At 61.5% G+C, this 16,885-nt stretch carries 16 protein-coding genes; 4 read left to right on the top strand and 12 right to left on the bottom strand.

Going from position 1 to position 16,885, the window contains the following annotated elements:
• Window positions 1–178: 178 nt before the first annotated feature.
• The 7 genes from panC to panD form a co-directional block, all read right to left on the bottom strand.
• On the bottom strand, window positions 179–1,030 hold the full coding sequence (panC, locus tag RCH06_RS17075) for a pantoate--beta-alanine ligase (RefSeq protein WP_327082665.1): 852 nt from the start codon (window positions 1,028–1,030) through the stop codon (window positions 179–181).
• Between the two features lie 136 nt (window positions 1,031–1,166).
• Window positions 1,167–2,069 carry a 3-methyl-2-oxobutanoate hydroxymethyltransferase gene (gene panB, locus RCH06_RS17070; protein ID WP_327082664.1) on the bottom strand — a complete coding sequence of 301 codons (903 nt, stop codon included), beginning with the start codon at window positions 2,067–2,069 and terminating at the stop codon, window positions 1,167–1,169.
• Window positions 2,070–2,385: 316 nt separating this feature from the next.
• A complete protein-coding gene (gene bioB / locus RCH06_RS17065; RefSeq protein WP_327082663.1) occupies window positions 2,386–3,408 on the bottom strand; it encodes a biotin synthase BioB in 1,023 nt (340 codons plus the stop codon).
• A 63-nt stretch (window positions 3,409–3,471) separates the two neighbouring features.
• A complete protein-coding gene (gene bioF, locus RCH06_RS17060) occupies window positions 3,472–4,668 on the bottom strand; it encodes an 8-amino-7-oxononanoate synthase (protein WP_327082662.1) in 1,197 nt (398 codons plus the stop codon).
• 4 nt (window positions 4,669–4,672) lie between these two features.
• Window positions 4,673–5,350: a dethiobiotin synthase gene (gene bioD / locus RCH06_RS17055; RefSeq protein WP_327082661.1), complete on the bottom strand. Its 678-nt coding sequence runs from the start codon at window positions 5,348–5,350 to the stop codon at window positions 4,673–4,675.
• Window positions 5,347–6,693, bottom strand: a complete 1,347-nt coding sequence (gene bioA / locus RCH06_RS17050; protein WP_327082660.1) for an adenosylmethionine--8-amino-7-oxononanoate transaminase — start codon at window positions 6,691–6,693, stop codon at window positions 5,347–5,349. The genes bioD and bioA overlap by 4 nt, the downstream gene beginning before the upstream one ends.
• Window positions 6,694–6,802: 109 nt before the next feature.
• Window positions 6,803–7,183: an aspartate 1-decarboxylase gene (panD, locus tag RCH06_RS17045; protein ID WP_327082659.1), complete on the bottom strand. Its 381-nt coding sequence runs from the start codon at window positions 7,181–7,183 to the stop codon at window positions 6,803–6,805.
• 171 nt (window positions 7,184–7,354) lie between these two features.
• Between panD and nadC the strand changes: the two genes are divergently transcribed.
• From nadC to RCH06_RS17025, 4 genes are all read left to right on the top strand, one after another.
• Window positions 7,355–8,230, top strand: coding sequence for a carboxylating nicotinate-nucleotide diphosphorylase (nadC, locus tag RCH06_RS17040; RefSeq protein ID WP_327082658.1), 876 nt, complete (start codon window positions 7,355–7,357; stop codon window positions 8,228–8,230).
• Window positions 8,230–9,354, top strand: a complete 1,125-nt coding sequence (nadA, locus tag RCH06_RS17035) for a quinolinate synthase NadA (protein WP_327082657.1) — start codon at window positions 8,230–8,232, stop codon at window positions 9,352–9,354. Before nadC ends, nadA begins: the two co-directional genes overlap by 1 nt.
• 280 nt (window positions 9,355–9,634) lie before the next feature.
• Entirely contained in the window at window positions 9,635–11,452 is a 1,818-nt protein-coding gene (locus RCH06_RS17030; protein WP_327082656.1) for a chorismate-binding protein, read from the top strand.
• Between the two features lie 264 nt (window positions 11,453–11,716).
• On the top strand, window positions 11,717–13,132 hold the full coding sequence (locus tag RCH06_RS17025) for a hypothetical protein (protein ID WP_327082655.1): 1,416 nt from the start codon (window positions 11,717–11,719) through the stop codon (window positions 13,130–13,132).
• 402 nt (window positions 13,133–13,534) lie between these two features.
• Here RCH06_RS17025 and RCH06_RS17020 read toward each other — a convergent pair whose 3' ends face one another.
• The 5 genes from RCH06_RS17020 to RCH06_RS17000 all read right to left on the bottom strand — a co-directional run.
• Window positions 13,535–14,347 (bottom strand): TOBE domain-containing protein, encoded by an 813-nt coding sequence (locus RCH06_RS17020; protein ID WP_327082654.1) that lies wholly within the window; start codon window positions 14,345–14,347, stop codon window positions 13,535–13,537.
• Between the two features lie 36 nt (window positions 14,348–14,383).
• Window positions 14,384–15,091, bottom strand: coding sequence for an ABC transporter ATP-binding protein (locus RCH06_RS17015; RefSeq protein WP_327082653.1), 708 nt, complete (start codon window positions 15,089–15,091; stop codon window positions 14,384–14,386).
• 36 nt (window positions 15,092–15,127) lie between these two features.
• The gene (modB, locus tag RCH06_RS17010; protein WP_327082652.1) at window positions 15,128–15,802 is read right to left on the bottom strand and encodes a molybdate ABC transporter permease subunit; all 675 of its coding nucleotides are present in this window, start codon (window positions 15,800–15,802) and stop codon (window positions 15,128–15,130) included.
• A 38-nt stretch (window positions 15,803–15,840) separates the two neighbouring features.
• On the bottom strand, window positions 15,841–16,599 hold the full coding sequence (modA, locus tag RCH06_RS17005) for a molybdate ABC transporter substrate-binding protein (protein WP_327082651.1): 759 nt from the start codon (window positions 16,597–16,599) through the stop codon (window positions 15,841–15,843).
• A 27-nt stretch (window positions 16,600–16,626) separates the two neighbouring features.
• A partial coding sequence (locus RCH06_RS17000; RefSeq protein ID WP_327082650.1) for a hypothetical protein occupies window positions 16,627–16,885 on the bottom strand: 259 nt, incomplete at its 5' end.

The following is a 16,885-nucleotide window of genomic DNA, read 5'->3' as shown; positions in this document are numbered from 1 at the left end:
TCGCAAGCAGCGCGCTTGCCTCTTTGAATGCCTCGTCAGCACTTTCAGGGGCCAGCCTGTTCAGCCTCGCTGGGCTGGGTGAGCTGAGTAGTTACCATTTTTTGATAAAACAGGCCGCCAGCGCATGCAGGACGGGCGCAAGCAGCTATTAAAAAAATAGCGAATGTGCCCGTTATCGTCAGATTTCCAGGTTGTCAATCAAGCGGGTATTGCCCAGTTTGGCAGCGCCCAGCACGACCAGTGGCACATCGGCCAGCGCGCCTGGCGGCAGCATCAGGTCGGCGCGCCGGCGTACCGTGAGGTAATCGGGTTTCCAGCCGCGCCGCGCCAGCGCCTGCATGGCCTGGGCTTCGAGCGCGGCCAGGTCTGGCAGGCTGGGCGCGGCGCGTGCGGCCTCGCCCAGCGCGCGCAAGGCTTGCAAAAGATGCACCGCTTCTTGCCGCTGCTCGGGCGTCAGGTAGCTGTTGCGCGACGACAGGGCCAGTCCGTCGTCGGCGCGCTGGGTTTCGCCGGCCAGAATTTCGATGGGCAGGGCAAACTGCTGCACCATGCGGCGCACCACCATGACCTGCTGGTAATCCTTCTTGCCGAAGGCAGCCACGCCTGCGGGCATGCCGGCGAACACGCACGAAAACAGCTTCATCACTACGGTGCTGACGCCGATAAAAAATGCGGGCCGGAAATGGCCTTCGAGGATGTCGCTCAGGTCGGTGGCCGGATGTACCTTGAAGCTTTGCGGCTCGGGGTACAGGTCTTTTTCGCGCGGCGCAAACACCACGTCGCAGCCAGCGGCTTCGAGCCGCTGGGCGTCGGCGTCGAGCGTGCGCGGGTAGCTGTCGAAGTCTTCATGCGGCGCGAATTGCAGGCGGTTGACAAAAATACTCGACACCGTGACATCGCCCAGCGGCTTGGCCTGTTTGACCAGCGCAATATGGCCAGCGTGCAAATTGCCCATGGTGGGCACAAAGGCCGGACGCCTGAAGGCGCTCAGTTGCGCGCGCAAATCCGCGATGGTGTGGACGATGTGCATGTTGTTTCCTTGAATGATGGCCGGTGAAGCGGCCCGATTTTGAAGGGTGTGACGCGCTTCCAGGCGGGCTGGAAAGCGGCGTGAACGCGTGTTGGAACGGCGTGGCGACTGCGCAATGGCGCGGCAGAAGGGCGCTTTACCAGGCGTGCAGCGCGTTGTTCGGAAAGCTGCCGTTTTTGACGGCGCGGACATAGGCTTCCATGGCGCCGCGCACGCTGGGCGCGCCGTCCATGAAGTTATGGACAAATTTGGCCATTTTGCCCAGATTCATGCCCAGCATGTCGTGCAGCACCAGCACCTGGCCTGCCGTGCCGTCGCCCGCGCCAATGCCGATGGTCGGGCAGTGCGTCAGCAATTGCGTGACCTCCAGCGACAGCGCTGCTGGCACCATTTCCAGCACCAGCATCGACGCGCCCGCGTCCTGCAGCGCGCTGGCTTCGCGGCGCAGTTGCGCGGCCGATTCGTCGGTCTTGCCCTGCACGCGGTAACCGCCCAGCGCATGCACGGTTTGTGGCGTCAGGCCCAAATGGGCGCAGACCGGAATGCCGCGCTCGACCAGAAAGCGCACGGTTTCCGTGGTCCAGCCGCCGCCCTCCAGCTTGACCATGTGCGCACCGGCCTGCATCAACACCACGGCGCTGCGCAGGGCTTGCTCTTTTGATTCGTGGTAGCTGCCAAAGGGCAGGTCGGCAATCAGCCAGGCCACGCCTTGCGATCGGCGCAGGCCGTTGGCCACGCATTCGGTGTGGTAGCGCATGGTTTCCAGCGAGACGCCGACGGTGCTCGACAACCCTTGGCAAACCATGCCCAGCGAGTCGCCGACCAGCAGGCATTCGACACCGGCGGCATCGGCCACGGCCGCAAAGGTGGCGTCGTAGGCGGTCAGCATGGTGATCTTGTCGCCGTTCGCGTGCATTTCGCGCAGGCGCGGCAGGCTCAGCGGTTTGCGCGTCGAAGGCGTAGAGGCGGGCGGCAGCGTGCCGTACGGGGTGGCTGACAGCGATGCAGAAGGGGCTTGGGCGGTGTTTTCTGGTGTCATGGTGGGGTCCGATGCAAGAGTCTACTAGGAGCTTGGCGCGGTTTGAGCCGGGTCTGCCGGGTCAGTGGACGCACGCCAATGCCAAGGACGAAGTTTAGCCAGCAGCGGGCCTGCTTAGAACGCCCGGACTTAAACGAGGAGGGCGCTGTGTGAAAGGGCAAGGGCGTTGCCAGCAGCGGGCCTGCCGGACGGCTGCGTGTGCAGCGAGACTGACACGACCGAGTTCTGAAGAGCGCCAGCGCAACCTGTACGCTGGGATGGGCAGGCGCGCCGTGGGCCGCTGGCGTAGCCGCTGCCCATGCGTTCATCACTGGGTTCAGCGAACTGCCGGCGCAGCGGCCCGCATACCCAGCCGCGCCAGCAGGTTCACATCGGCGTCGGTGTCGGGGTTGCCGGTGACCAGCAGCTTGTCGCCGTAAAAAATCGAGTTCGCGCCGGCCAAAAAACACAGCGCCTGCACCGCGTCGCCCATTTGCTGGCGGCCCGCCGACAGCCGCACCCGCGCCGTCGGCATGGTGATGCGCGCCACGGCAATGGTGCGGACAAACTCGAACGGGTCCAGGTCGGCTTGACCCGCCAGCGGCGTGCCTTCGATTTTTACCAGGTTGTTGATGGGCACCGATTCCGGGTACGGCGTGAGGTTGGCCAACTCGGCCACCAGGCCGGCGCGCTGGCGGCGGGTTTCGCCCATGCCGACAATGCCGCCGCAGCAGACCTTGACGCCGGCGCTGCGCACGCGGGCCAGCGTGTCGAGCCGGTCCTGGTAGTTGCGCGTGGTGATGATGTCGCCGTAAAAATCGGGCGCGCTGTCCAGGTTGTGGTTGTAGTAGTCAAGCCCCGCGTCTTGCAGGGTTTGTGCCTGGCCGTCTTCGAGCATGCCCAGCGTGGCGCAGGTTTCCAGCCCGAGCGCCTTGACGGTGCGGATCAGTTCGGCGACTTTTTCAATGTCGCGCTCCTTGGGCGAGCGCCAGGCCGCGCCCATGCAAAAGCGCGTGGCGCCAGCGGCTTGCGCGAGTTTGGCCGCAGCCAGCACTTCGGCCGGCTCCATCAGCTTGCTGGCCTCGACGCCGGTGTCGTAGCGGGCAGCTTGCGGGCAGTAGCCGCAGTCTTCGGCGCAGCCGCCGGTCTTGACCGACAGCAGTGTGGCAAATTCAACTTGCGTGGGGTCGAAATTCTCGCGGTGGATGGTTTGCGCCTGGTGCATCAACTCGGGAAACGGCAGGTTGAACAGCGCTTCGATGGCGTCAACGCTCCAGCGTTCGGCGCTGGTTTTCGGGGCTGGCGCTGCGGCGGCGCGGGGGCGGTGCAAGGTGATGGTCTGCTCTGCGGATGTGTTCATGGTGGGAGTTCCTTCGTAAAAAATGGGGTTGCAGAATGTAGCCGGGCCGGGTTGAAAGCGGCTTCAGCGCAAGGGCTTGGCCAGCGTGGTCAGCGCGTCAATCAGCTGGTCTACATCGCCTTCGGTGTGGGCGGCTGACAGGGCAATGCGCAGGCGGGCCGTGCCTTCTGGCACGGTAGGCGGGCGAATCGCCGGTACCCAGATGCCGCGCAGGCGCAGGCCTTCCATTGCCGCCAGGGCTTCGTCATTGGGGCCAATCAGCAGCGGCTGGATGGCCGTTTGCGAATCGGACAACTGCCAGCTGCTGCCCTGCAGGCCCGTCGTCAAACCGGCGCGCAGGCGGGCAATCAGCCGCTGCAAATGCGTGCGCCGCCAGTCGTCTTGTTCAATCACTTGCAGGCTGACGCGCAAGGCGCTGGCCAGCAGCGCCGGGGCGGCAGTGGCAAAGGTGTAGCTGCGGGTTTTTTGCAGCAGCCATTCGACCAGCGCATCGTCGCCCGCCACAAAAGCGCCTGCCACGCCGGCGGCCTTTCCCAGCGTGGCCATGTAAAGCACGCGGCGCGAAGCGTTCGGCCCGATCAGGCCGGCGGCGGCCAGACTGCCGCGTCCTTGCGGGCCGAGCACGCCAAAACCGTGGGCGTCATCGAGCAGCAGCAGCGCATCGTGCTGTTCGCACAGCGCCAGCAAGCCGGGGATGTCGGCGCTGTCGCCGTCCATGCTGAACACCGCATCGCTGATGACCAGCTTGCGCGGGGCGCTGCTTTGCGCCAGTCCATGCGCCAGCGCGGCCAGGTCGGCATGCGGGTAGCGGTGGATTTGTGCGCGCGACAGCCGCGCACCGTCAATCAGGCAGGCGTGGTTCAACGCATCCGAAAAAATTGCGTCGCCAGCGCCCACCAGCGCTGGAATGATGCCGATGTTGGTGGCATAACCGGCATAAAAGTACAGCGCCCGCGCCAGCCCCACAAAGGCGGCCAGTTCCTGCTCCAGCGCCGCATTGGCGGCACTGTGGCCGCTGACCAGCGGCGAGCCGCCAGAGCCGACGCCATACACCTGCGCAGCGTCGCAAGCGGCCTGCACCAGCGCCGGATGCGTGGCCAGGCCGAGGTAGTCGTTGCTGCAAAAAGCCAGCATGCTTTGCCCGTTCACGCACAGGCGGGCACCGCTTTCGGGCGTGACCACGCGGCGCAGGCGGCGCAAGTGGGCGTCGTCCAGCGCGGCAATGCGCGCCGGGAATTCATCAAGCCAGGAAGTTGTCATCGGGTTATTGCCATTCCAGGGGAAGCGTGAAAGCCAGCGCGCGTGGGTCGAAAACGGGCTGGTAAGGAACGATTGCCAGCAGTGGTGCGTGGATCTTTTGCCGCAGGAAAGCGAGGTTGTCTTGTTGCGCCAGCATGGCCGGATCGACATGGTTGGCGACCCAGCCGGCCAGCGTCAAGCCGCGCGCCCGGATGACCTCTGCCGTCAGCAGCGCATGGTTCAGGCAGCCCAGCCGCAGGCCGACCACCAGCACCACCGGCAAGGCCAGCGCCTGCGCCAGATCAGCGCCGGTTTCAAGGTCTGACAACGGCACCAGAAAACCGCCCGCGCCTTCGACCACCACGGCATCCGCCCGTTGCGCCAGCGCGCGGTGGCAGGCCACTAAATGCGCAATGTCAATTTTTACGCCCGTGCGCGCCGCCGCAATGTGCGGCGACACTGGCTCTGGCAGCAGCACCGGGTTGTCAAGCTCGGGCGGCACAGCGCAGGTCGATGCAGCACGCAGCGCCACCACGTCTTCATTGGTCAGCACGCCGTTGATATTTTCAATACCTGCCGCCACCGGCTTCATGCCGACGACGCGTGCATGGTGCGCTGACAAGGCGTGAAGCAGGGCGACGCTTATCCGTGTTTTGCCGACGCCGGTGTCGGTGCCGGTGACAAACAGCGACAGCGCTTTCAAAGCGCACTGCCCGCGTCGGCCAGCGTAGCCTGCAGCGCGGCCAGGGCACCGTTGGCCAGATGCGCCATGGTTTGCGCATCCAGCACATAAGGCGGCATGGCGTAAATCGTGTTGCCGATGGGGCGCAGCACCACTCCTTGCGCCATCGCGTGCTGCGCGTAGCGGCTGGAAAACCGGGGCTGCGGGGGCGCGCCGTCAAAACCTTCGTCAATGTCCCATGCCCAGATCATGCCCAGCCGACGCGCGTTTTTGACCGACGGATGCTGCGTCAGCGGCGCAAAAGCCTGGTCTAGTTGATTTGCCAGTTCGACGTTTTGGGCCAGAACGTCAGTCTGCTCAAACAACTCCAGCGTTGCCAGCGCGGCGCGGCAAGCCAGCGGGTTGCCGGTGTAGGAGTGCGAATGCAGAAAGCCCCGGGCCATGTCGTCGTCATAAAACGCGTTGTAGACCGTGTCGGTCGTCAGCACCGCCGACAGCGGCAGCGTGCCGCCGGTCAGGCCTTTGGATAAGCAGATGAAGTCGGGCCGGATGCCGGCCTGCTGGTGCGCAAACATGGTGCCGGTGCGGCCAAAGCCGGTGGCAATTTCGTCGGCAATCAGGTGCACTTCATAACGGTCGCACAGCGCGCGTGCTTCGCGCAGGTAGGCTGCGTCGTACATCGCCATGCCGGCGGCGCACTGCACCATCGGCTCCAGGATCAGGGCGGCGGTGTGCGTGTGATGCGCTTCCAGCCAGTCGTGCAGAACGGCGACGGTACGCCAAGCGGTGTCAAGGGGCGTTTCGCCGGGCCGGGCCGCGCGCGCATCGGGGCTGGGCACAGTGGCGGCCAGCCGCACCAGCGGCGCATAGGCTTCGCGAAATAACGCAATGTCGGTCACGGCCAGCGCGCCTACGGTTTCGCCGTGGTAGCCGCCCGCCAGACCGATAAAACGACATTTTTCGGGCCGGCCCGTGTTGCGCCAGTAATGCGCGCTCATCTTCAAAGCGATTTCGGTGGCGCTGGCGCCGTCGCTGCCATAAAAAGCATGGCCCAGGCCGGTCAGCGCGGCCAGCCGCTCCGACAGCTCTACCACCGGCGGGTGGGTAAAACCGGCCAGCATCACATGGTCGAGCCGGTCCAGTTGGTCGACCAGCGCGGCCTTGATGTGTGGATGGCTGTGGCCAAACAGGTTGACCCACCACGAACTGATGCCGTCCAGGTAGCGCCGGCCCTCCAGGTCATACAGCCACACGCCTTCAGCGCGGACAATCGGCACCAAGGGTTGTGTTTCGTGCCGTTTCATCTGTGTGCACGGGTGCCACACATGGCGCAGGCTGCGCTCGGTCAAGGTCTGGTTGTTCATGGGCCGTTTGACCGGACGGTCAGAAGTGAATGAAAAAGCTGGCGCGCTGCCGCAGGGGCCGGGCGTCAGGCTCAAATTGTGCTTGCGAAGGCCGTGCAGCGGGCAGGCGTCACGCCATCTGCACCGGAATGGTCGAGCGCTCTTCCTTGATGCGGTTGTCGGGGTTGACAAACACCAGCTTGGGGCTGAACCCGGCGACTTCTTGTTCCTCGACCTGCGCAAAGGCGGCAATGATGACCAGATCGCCCACGGATGCGCGGCGCGCTGCCGAGCCGTTGACTGAGATGATGCGGCTGCCGCGTTCGGCGCGAATGGCGTAGGTGATGAAACGCTCGCCGTTGTTGATGTTCCAGATGTGGACCTGTTCGTTTTCGCCCAGGTTGGCAGCGTCCAGCAGGTCTTCGTCGATGGCGCAGGAGCCTTCGTAGTTCAGCTCGCAGTGGGTGACGGCGGCGCGGTGGATTTTGGATTTGAGCAGGGTTCTGAACATGGTGCAATGAGGTGTGAAGCCAGCGGGCCGAGGGCGACGCCAGCATGTTGTCAATCCACCATCCTGAGAGCGCCCCGTCAGGGGCGGTACCATTTGGACTGGTGGCCAAGGTTTTTTCTGATTAATAATTATATGAGTGCGCCCTTGCGTGCCCTTTTACCCCGTTTATTTATGACAAAGTCTTTTGATTTCAACGCGGATTCAGTGGCGAAGTTGGCAGCGGCCGACGTGGCGCGGGCGCTGGCCGAAGACATCGGCAGCGGCGATTTGACGGCGGCGCTGATTGATCCGGTCCGCCAGGCGCATGCCCGCGTGCTGGCGCGCGAAAGTGCGGTGCTGTGCGGCACGGCCTGGTTCGAGGCGGCGATTCTGCAGATCGACCCGCAGGCCCGCATCGTCTGGCACGTGCGCGACGGTGAACGCTGCGCGCCGAATCAGGTGGTGGTGGAAATGCACGGTCAGGCACGTGCGCTGCTGTCCGCCGAACGCACGGCGCTGAATTTTTTGCAGCTTTTAAGCGCAGTTGCCACCAAGACCGCGACGTATGTCGCCCAAGTGGCCGGAACCCGCGCCAACATTGTCGATACGCGCAAGACGCTGCCCGGCCTGCGTCTGGCGCAAAAATACGCGGTGCGCGCCGGCGGCGGCGTCAACCACCGCATCGGTTTGTACGACGCGGTGCTGATCAAGGAAAACCATATCGCAGCAGCCGGCGGCATTGCGCAGGTCATGCAGCAAGCCGCACTGATTGCCGCGCAGGCTGATTTTGTCGAGATCGAGGTGGAAAACCTGGATCAGCTGGGTCAGGCGCTGGACGCCGGCGCCCGCATGGTGCTGCTCGACAACATGGACTTGGCGACGCTGCTTGAGGCCGTGCGCCTGAACGCTGGCCGGGCGATTCTGGAGATATCGGGCGGCGTCACGTTGACTAGCCTGCGCGCGCTGGCAGAAACCGGCGTTGACCGTATTTCGATTGGCACGCTGACCAAGGATGTGCAGGCGATTGATTTTTCAATGCGCATGGATGCGCTGCAAGGAGACGCGTAATGAACATTTCTGCCATGCCCCGGATCAGCGTCGAATACGAGCAGCCGCTGCCCGAATCAGCCCGTTGCGCCACCCAGCACGCCTGGGCCCGCGTGCCAGCGGAGCCAACGCAAGCCGAGCGCACGGCGCTGAAAGACAAGATACGCAGTTTGCTGAAAGAAAAGAACGCCGTCATGGTGTCGCACTTCTATGTGCATCCTGATTTGCAGGATTTGGCCGAGGAAACCGGCGGCATCGTCTCCGATTCGCTGGAAATGGCGCGCTTCGGTCGCGACCACGAAGCGCAGACGTTGGTGGTGTCGGGCGTGCGCTTCATGGGCGAAACCGCCAAAATCCTGTCGCCCGAAAAGCGCGTGCTGATGCCCGACCTGGACGCCACCTGCTCGCTTGATCTGGGCTGCCCGGTGGACGAATTCAGCGCCTTTTGCGACGCGCACCCTGACCGCGCGGTGGTGGTCTATGCCAACACCAGCGCCGCCGTCAAGGCGCGGGCTGACTGGGTCGTGACCTCCAGCTGCGCGCTGGACATCGTGCGCGCGCTGAAAGACAAGGGCCAGAAAATCCTCTGGGCGCCTGACCGGCACTTGGGCGGCTACATTCAGCGCGAAACCGGCGCTGACATGGTGATGTGGAACGGCGCCTGCATCGTGCATGACGAGTTCAAGGCCTTTGAGTTGCAGGCGCTGATGCAGGCGCATCCGCTGGCCAAGGTGTTGGTGCATCCGGAATCGCCGGTTGACGTGGTGGCGCTGGCGGATGCGGTCGGCTCGACCTCGGCCATTTTGAAAGCCGCCAAAGAGATGGCCGCGCTTGAATTTATCGTCGCCACCGACAACGGCATGATGCACAAGCTGCGTACGCTGAACCCCGGCAAAACTTTCATCGAAGCGCCGACCGCCGGCAACAGCGCCACCTGCAAAAGCTGCGCGCATTGCCCGTGGATGGCGATGAACTCTCTAGCCGGGCTGGCGCAGGTGCTGGAAAGCGGCACCAACGAAGTCCACATCGACCCGGCGCTCGGCCTGCGCGCCCGCCTGCCGATTGACCGCATGCTGGCCTTTACGGCAGCGCTCAAAAACGGCCAGCCCACCGCCGGGCTGGTGCCGAACATCGGCGCGGCCTGAGCTGCGTCAGGCATCAGGGCGCGGTGCGCGGTGCGCGCATCGTCATTCCCGCGCAGGCGGGAATCCAGCGGCGAAGCTTGCAGGGCTGACGCCGGCCTGTCTGTCTACCGGCCCACGCGGGAATGACGAATGGTTTGGCGCAAGGCGGCGCGCGTCATAGCGGCTGGCCGAATCCTTGCAACCCGCCAAAATTTTTACCGTTCAGCAGTCGCTAATCTTTGGCCTGCTGCTTCTTTTTTAATAGCTGCAAGCGCCCGTACAGCATGCGCAAGAGGCCGATTTGACCCTGATAACTGCTCTGATTGACTTTGTGGACCCGCTGGACAGCGCCGCGCCGCGCCTGCGCCACGCTTTTGGCCCGCCGTGCGCTGTGCGGGTCGCGCACACGCTGGCCGAGGTGCGCCCGCTGCTCGACGCCGTACAGGCCGCCGCCCGGCAAGGCCAGTGGTGCGTGGGCTATCTGCGCTACGAAGCCGCGCCGGCCTTTGACGCCGCGCTGGCCGCGCATTCGCCCGACGGCCCGCTGGCCTGGTTTGCCGTATACGACCAAGCCTTGCCCTGGCCCGACGCCGACGCGGACGCGCAAGGCGACGCCAGCGTGCAGTGGCAGGCGTCCTGTTCGCGCGAGGCGTTCGGGGCGTCTGTGGCGCAGATTCAGCAAGCCATTGCCGACGGCGAGCTGTACCAGGTGAACCTGACCGCACCGCTGATCGGCGAGTGGACGGGCGAGCCGCCAGCCAACGCAGCCCGCGCCCTGTTTGCCGCGTTGCAACGCGCCCAGCCCGGCGGCTACGCGGCTTTTATCGACACCGGCGACGCGCAACTGCTGTCCGTCTCGCCCGAGCTGTTTTTCGACTGGCAGGACGCGGGCAAAGGTGACAGTGAAGGCGAGGGCGGCCGCATTCTGGCGCGCCCGATGAAAGGCACCGCCGCGCGCGGCGACACGCCCGCGCTGGACGCCGCCCAGGCCGCCGCGCTGCGCGCCTCGCCCAAAGAGCGCGCCGAAAACGTCATGATCGTGGACTTGCTGCGCAACGACCTGTCGCGCATCGCCGAGCCTTTCAGCGTGCGCGTACCCGCCTTGTTCCACACCCAGGCGCTGCCCAGCGTGTGGCAAATGACCTCCGACGTCCAGGCCAACACCCGCGCCGGCACCACGCTGGCCGACGTGTTTGGCGCGCTGTTTCCGTGCGGCTCGGTGACCGGCGCGCCCAAGGTGCGCGCCATGCAGATGATCCGAACGCTCGAACCCGCACCGCGCGGCGTCTACTGCGGTGCCATCGGCGTGGTGCGCCCCGGCAGGCAAGGGCAGGGCATCCGCGCAACCTTCAACGTGCCGATACGCACCGTCGCCGTGCAGTCAAACCAGCTGCGCTGCGGCATTGGCAGCGGCATCACCTCGGGCGCGCTGCCCGGTGCCGAATGGCAGGAGTGGCGCGACAAACGCAAATTTCTGGAGCGCGCCAGCCAGCCTTTCGACCTGCTGGAAACCCTGGCGCTGGAAGGCGGCCAACTGCGCCATTTGAACGAACACCTGCAACGCCTGGCCAGCGCCGCCGCCCATTTCGCCTACCCGTGGGACGGCGCAAAAGCTGAGCGCTGCCTGCGCGAACTGGCGCAAACCCAATCGCAAGCAGATTCACAAGGCCTGTGGCGCGTGCGCCTGTTGCTGGACGCCCGTGGCAACGCCCGCGCCGAAGCATTTGCCATGGAAGCCTCGCCCGCCCAGGTGCGCCTGCAACTGGCCGACCGTCCGCTGGCAGAGTCGCACAGCGAATTTGTCCGCTTCAAAACTACGCGCCGCGCCCATTACGACGCCTTCACGCCCACCGCGCCCGGCGTGTTCGACACCGTGCTGTTCAACGAGCAAGGCGAAATCACCGAATGCTCGCGCGGCAACGTGGCCCTGCGGCTGGACGGTCAATGGGTCACACCGCCGCTTGGCTGCGGACTGCTGCCCGGCGTGGGCCGCGCGCTGGCGCTGCGCGACGGCCGATTGACGGAGGCCGTGGTGCGGCTGGAGGATGTTTCGCGGGCGCAGGGCTGGGCGTTTGTGAACAGCCTGCGTGGGTGGATTGGGGCGGAGCTGAAGCTGTAGGTTGGGCGCGCTTCGCAGCTAATCAATAGACCTGCGGTTGCACGCTTTATACATCATCTGTATGAGTCTGCAAGCCATAGTTTCGCCAGAACACGCGTGCCGATTTTTACGGAATGTTTATATCTATAAATTTTCACCGCGAGTGCTTGCGTAAGGGGGGTGTTTTATGATAAAAATTGGTTTCAGTTAACAACTAATCGCTTTAATATCAAGAGCTAGATGTTGTCAGCCGATTTCGTAAAGTAAAAAACTTTTGGAGAATTTATGAAAAATTTTCGAATTTTTGCGATTTTGTGCATAGGCAATGTTTCTTTGTTTCTTACGGGATGTTTTGGAGGAAGACCTACAGGTTATTTTCAGGAAGAATCCGCAATAACAACCCGTGGAGGATTTGGCGAGAACGGCGTGTTTCATGACATTATTTATAATCCAGAAGCAATAGCGCTTAACTTCCCCGGTTACATAGTTGGGCTGGATAAAGGAAGGCGTCATGCAGTTGGAAATGGGGTGATATATCCTGATTCAAATTTAGAAGATCAACGAGGCATGCGTAATATCAAAGAACGTATGCGTTCAGATCCAAAAATACATTATATTTCGCATGTAGTACGAGATGAAGGTAAACCTTATGGTCAGGACAACTGTCTTATCTATACAATGTACTCTCAATGGGGCAGTAGCAAAATAAACGCAGGAGATGCGCCAGCGAAAATGTGCTTTAAAGATCAAGCAAATACTGGTAAATCACAGACTGCACAGGTTGATTCTTACAAGGCATTAGATTTATTAACTACTGAACTGCAACAGACAATCAAAGACAAAAAATCGAAAGATGGACATGGATACACACATGTAATTGTAGCTAGCATGGGCTGGAATACGCCTCAAATAAAGGCTATACAAAACTTCAACTCTATTGTTCCGCATTTGAAAAATGCTGCAGGTAAGTCACGCTTTGAACCATTGTTTATTGGAGTTACGTGGCCAAGTGTGTGGAGTTCGCAGTGGTTGGATCCACTTATAAAATTTGCAAGCTATAAAGCTAAAGCTAACGATGCCGATGAGGTTGGTACAATCTGGATATCAGAAATTATTGATCGAATTAAGTTTGTAGCTCCTCCAGAAACTATGTTAGTGGGCATTGGGCACTCATTTGGTGCGCGAGCAATGTTTTCGGCGATTTGCGGAGAAAGTATTTCAGGTAAGGCGCGACTGAGCAAACGTAAATGGAATACCTTAATTGGTTGGCAGAGTGCTTTTTCAATCAATAGATTTACAGAAAATGGTTCTGGCGATGGTTTTAGCTATTCCAAAGGTTGTCTTGATAAAGTTGATACTATAGTCCTGACTGCAAGTGAATATGATACAGCTGTAAATTCAGCTTTTTGGGCCGATATGGCAGGCTCGCGCGATCAGTGGAAAGAAGTTTGCAGTGGATTGCTTAAAGAAGGTAATAAGATTAAAATCAATGGAAAAGTAAATTGCATTACAAGTGATCCGGATAAAAAAAGTGAAAGTGAAAGTGAAATTGATATTAAGCGTGGGTATATAAATTACGTAGATGCGTCAAAGATAGTTCTACTATCTCAACCAAATACTGGTGGAGGGGCACATAACGACATTTATCGTGCTGTACATGGAAAACTCAATTGGAAAGCAATATCAATCCCTCCGAACTGATCTATTTATCCGGCACTTTGAAATCGCTAATATTCTGTATTTTTTATAGATATAAAAGAGACTTAAAAAATTAAAACTTTACAGGGGCTTGTCAGTAATAAGTTGCTAGAATAATTTATGTGCAAGCACGGCTTGATGGATTAAAGTGGTTTTTTGCGATTACTGTTTTTATTTTGAAATAAAAACGTCTCTTTGCGTTGGCTCTGATAATTTAAATCATCCTTGTCGTATTTTTTATCTTTCTATTGCCCTTGCAAGCGAATTTTCCCTAATGTTCGTATTAGGGGGTAGTGATACGCTGCCAATTGTCAGCACAAAAATTTGGCCTAATCCCCAACAAAAAAACCGCCAGCGCAAATAAAAGCACTGGCGGCGCGGCAGGGGCTGCGGCGTGTAGTGAAGTTACGCCGGTGCGCCCACGATCACGCTGGAGGCTTTGAAAATCGCTGTGGCGGTGACGCCTTCTGCCAGCGCCAGCGATTTGCTGCTCTCGTTGGTGATGATGGCGGCGACTGATCCGCCGCTTGCCAAATCAATCACCACTTCGGTATTGACCGCGCCCGTCACCAGGCGCGAAACCGTGCCGCTCAAGCGGTTGCGGGCAGAAAACTTCGCGCCTTCGGCATCGGTCACCACCACGATGGACGAGGCCTTGACCAGCGCGAACGCCTGCGCGCCCACGCTCAAGCCCAGGCCTTCGGCGCTTTCGTGCGTGACGATGGCCACGACCTTGTGGCCGCCGGCGGCTTCGATTTCAATTTCGTCGTTCACCGAGCCGCGTTGAACGCGGGTGACGGGGCCGGCGAAGTGGTTGCGGGCGCTGGTTTTCATGCTCATCCTTCGCAACAGTAAAAAATCATCGGCCAGGCCTTCTGCCTGGTCGCTCAGTTGGGACACAAAGCGTCGGTGTTCGCGCTCGATGAGGCGAAAGTTTTCGACCAGTTGCTCGCCCCGGCGCGTCAGCACCGTGCCGCCGCCGCCCTTGCCGCCGGCCACGCGCTGCACCAGTGGCTCGCCGGCCAGGTTGTTCATGGTGTCGATGGCGTCCCAGGCGGCTTTGTAGCTCATCTTCACGGCCTTGGCGGCGTGGGTGATGGAGCCGCACTCGGCGATTTGCGCCAGCAGCGTAATGCGGCCCGGGCCACCGAGGTTCTCGCCGCCGACCGTCATCCAGACCGCACCGCCCAGCTCAATACGTTTGTCGTTTGAAGTCATGGTGGGGAGTTTAGGGGACGCTGCGGGCGGGATTTTTCAGGCCGCCGCCAGCATCCGGGGGCTGACTTCGGCGTTTTTTTGCAATTCAATCGCGCCGCCGCGAACGTGCACCACCTGCTCGCCAAACACTTCCACATCCAGCGGGTCGTGCGTGATGAGCACCATCGGGACTTGCAGGCGGCGCTGCAGGGCGTCCAGTTCGGCGCGCATCACCGCGCGCAGGGCGGGGTCGAGGGCAGCAAAGGGTTCGTCCAGCAGCAGGGCGCGCGGCTTGGCCACCAGTGCGCGGGCCAGGGCGGTGCGCTGGCGCTGGCCGCCCGAAAGCTCGTGCGGGGCCTGGTGCGCGACTTCGCGCAGGTGCAGCGCGTCCAGCCAGTAATCGACCGCCGCGCCGCCGTCGTTCAGGCCCGGATTGAACCAGCCGCGTTTCAAGCCAAAAGCGATGTTCTGGCGCACGTTCAGGTGCGGAAACAGCGCATAGTCCTGAAACAAATAGGCCATGTGGCGCGACTGCGGCGGCAGATGAATGCCGGCCTTGGCGTCAAACAGCGTCTGGCCGTCAAGCCGCACATGGCCGCTGTCAGGCCGCATGAGTCCGGCAATCGCTTTGAGCAACAGGCTTTTGCCCGCACCCGACGGCCCCACCACCACCACGCGCTGGCCTTGGGAGCAAAAGCGGGCATTGAGCTGAAACACGCGCTCGCCGGAGCGCAGGGTTTTCTGGATGTTGATGTCGAGTTGCATGGGCGTCTCCTGTCTTGTTTCTTTGTCTTGGGCGCGTCAGTTGCGGTGCGCCACGCGTCCCGGTGCCAGCCGGCCTGCGCCTAGCAGCACCACCACGCAGACCACCGAGGTGATCAGCACCAGTGTGTTGGCCACCGCGTCTTGCCCGGCCTGCACCGCTTCGTAAACTGCAATCGACAGCGTTTGCGTCTTGCCTGGAATGCTGCCCGCCACCATCAGCGTTGCGCCGAATTCGCCCAGTGCGCGCGCAAAGGCCAGCAGCACACCGGCCAAAATGCCGCGCCACGCCATCGGCAGCGTGACGCGCAAAAAGATGCCGATTTCCGAGATGCCCAGCACGCGCCCGGCTTCTTCCAGCTGGCTGTCCACGGCTTCAAAAGCGGCACGCGCCGGCTTGAACACCAGCGGAAACGCCACGATGGTGGCGGCAATCACCGCGCCTTTGAGGGTAAAAATCAGGTTGATGCCAAAGCTGTCTTGCAGCCATTTGCCGATCCAGCCATTGCGCCCCAGCAGCACCAGCAAGTAGTAACCCAGCACGGTCGGCGGCATCACCATCGGCAGCGTCAGCAGGGTGTCCAGCAGGTCGCGCCCCACAAAGCGCGTGCGCGCCAGCAGGTAGCCCACGCCAATGCCGAACACCAGATTCAGCGCCGTTGCCCAGCCTGCCACCTGCAGCGACAGGCTCAGCGCCGACCATGCCACGTCCATGCCTTGTTCCCTTTTTTAAACTGTCCTGCGCTGGTCGCTCAGGGCTTGGCGAAGCCGTATTTGCCCAGAATGTCTTGCGCGGCAGGGGTGGAAAGGTAATTAATGAACGACGTGGCTTCAGCCGCGTGGGGGCTGGTGGCGGTCTTGGCAATCGGGTAGAGGATGGCGGTTTGCAGCGGCACCTCGAACGCGATCTTGACCTTGTCTTTCATGATGGCAGCGTCGGTGGCATAGACAAAACCGGCATCGACCTCGCCGCGCGCCACGTAGTCGAGCGACTGGCGGACGTTTTGCGTGTTGATGGCCTTGGCTTGCAGGGCCGGCCAAAGCTTCGCGGCTTCGAGCGCGGTTTGCGAATAGCGTCCCACCGGCACGCTGGCCGGGTTGGCAATCGCCACGCGGGTGATGCTGGCCTGCGTCAGGTCGTCGAGCCGGGCGGGCATGATTTTGGCGTCTGCAGGCACGATCAGCACCAGCTTGTTGCGCGCAAAGTCTTTGCGGTCGGCGGCGTTGACCAGACCTTCTTTTTGCGCCCTGTCCATCGTTTCCTGATCGGCTGACGCAAACACATCGACCGGCGCGCCCTTGGCCATTTGCTGCAGCAGCGCGCCCGAAGCGCCAAAGTTGAGTTGCACCTTGGTGCCGGGGTGCGCGGCTTCATACATTTGCGCGATGTCCTTGAACGCATTCGTCAGGCTGGACGCGGCAGACACCGTCAGGTCAGCGGCCAGGGCCGTGGCAGAAAAAACCAGAGCGGCAAGGGCAGTAATGGCGGTTTTGAGAGGGTGCTTGGGCATGGAAAATCCTGGCGTTTGGTCGGTCAATCAATGGTCGAAGTATACGGCTGGATATAACGAAAAACACCGCAAAACCGTGCCGGTGCCGCATGTACGCGCGTCATTTGGGGGTTGTTTGATGCAGGTCAGCCGCCTTGCCGGCGACGGCCAATAGCGGGCAAACAGGCGTTTTGCGGGGGATGGAAACCCTGCGCTAGGGCCTGTTAACTCAAATTTGATAATTTGAAGCCTTGCTGAGAAACTGCGGGGATGCAACTGACTCGTGAACAATTCGACCTGATCGCCC

This window comes from Polaromonas sp. CG_9.5 (assembly GCF_035984465.1).
GTDB lineage: Bacteria > Pseudomonadota > Gammaproteobacteria > Burkholderiales > Burkholderiaceae_C > Polaromonas.
The sequence above is the reverse complement of the archived record's forward strand: the minus strand, read 5'-3'. Positions and strand labels throughout refer to the sequence as shown.

What these genes read in the sequence shown, in the direction of transcription:
- panC (WP_327082665.1), bottom strand. Translation starts at nt 1,030, where the DNA reads ATGCACATCGTCCACACCATCGCGGATTTGCGCGCGCAACTGAGCGCC.
- panB (WP_327082664.1), bottom strand. Translation starts at nt 2,069, where the DNA reads ATGACACCAGAAAACACCGCCCAAGCCCCTTCTGCATCGCTGTCAGCC.
- bioB (WP_327082663.1), bottom strand. Translation starts at nt 3,408, where the DNA reads ATGAACACATCCGCAGAGCAGACCATCACCTTGCACCGCCCCCGCGCC.
- bioF (WP_327082662.1), bottom strand. Translation starts at nt 4,668, where the DNA reads ATGACAACTTCCTGGCTTGATGAATTCCCGGCGCGCATTGCCGCGCTG.
- bioA (WP_327082660.1), bottom strand. Translation starts at nt 6,693, where the DNA reads ATGAACAACCAGACCTTGACCGAGCGCAGCCTGCGCCATGTGTGGCAC.
- panD (WP_327082659.1), bottom strand. Translation starts at nt 7,183, where the DNA reads ATGTTCAGAACCCTGCTCAAATCCAAAATCCACCGCGCCGCCGTCACC.
- nadC (WP_327082658.1), top strand. Translation starts at nt 7,355, where the DNA reads ATGACAAAGTCTTTTGATTTCAACGCGGATTCAGTGGCGAAGTTGGCA.
- nadA (WP_327082657.1), top strand. Translation starts at nt 8,230, where the DNA reads ATGAACATTTCTGCCATGCCCCGGATCAGCGTCGAATACGAGCAGCCG.
- RCH06_RS17025 (WP_327082655.1), top strand. Translation starts at nt 11,717, where the DNA reads ATGAAAAATTTTCGAATTTTTGCGATTTTGTGCATAGGCAATGTTTCT.
- RCH06_RS17020 (WP_327082654.1), bottom strand. Translation starts at nt 14,347, where the DNA reads ATGACTTCAAACGACAAACGTATTGAGCTGGGCGGTGCGGTCTGGATG.
- RCH06_RS17015 (WP_327082653.1), bottom strand. Translation starts at nt 15,091, where the DNA reads ATGCAACTCGACATCAACATCCAGAAAACCCTGCGCTCCGGCGAGCGC.
- modB (WP_327082652.1), bottom strand. Translation starts at nt 15,802, where the DNA reads ATGGACGTGGCATGGTCGGCGCTGAGCCTGTCGCTGCAGGTGGCAGGC.
- modA (WP_327082651.1), bottom strand. Translation starts at nt 16,599, where the DNA reads ATGCCCAAGCACCCTCTCAAAACCGCCATTACTGCCCTTGCCGCTCTG.